Below are 273 nucleotides of genomic sequence, written 5' to 3' on the forward strand. Positions count from 1 at the left end.
TGCGGTTGGCGCGGCAACAGCCGGTTGACCCGCAACTTCAAATACCATGATTGGCGTACCCGTTTTAACTTTATCCCCTACCGCAACCGAAATGGATTTTACTTTACCGGCAACTGTTGCTGGAATCTCCATTGACGCTTTATCGCCTTCGACGGTCATTAATGATTGATCAATCTCCACATTATCGCCGACCTTCACTAATAGTTCTGTGACTTCAACTTCATCACCACCGATATCAGGAACATTAACCACTTGATCGGCAGCAGCAGCGCT

At 47.6% G+C, this 273-nt stretch carries 1 protein-coding gene; it reads right to left on the reverse strand.

The genetic code is table 11. The features are described 5' to 3' along the window. The coding region (locus O970_RS00005; RefSeq protein ID WP_036562023.1) for a biotin/lipoyl-containing protein at positions 1-273 on the reverse strand (273 nt) is incomplete at both ends.

Source organism: Candidatus Schmidhempelia bombi str. Bimp (genome assembly GCF_000471645.3).
GTDB classification, from domain to species: domain Bacteria; phylum Pseudomonadota; class Gammaproteobacteria; order Enterobacterales; family Orbaceae; genus Utexia; species Utexia bombi.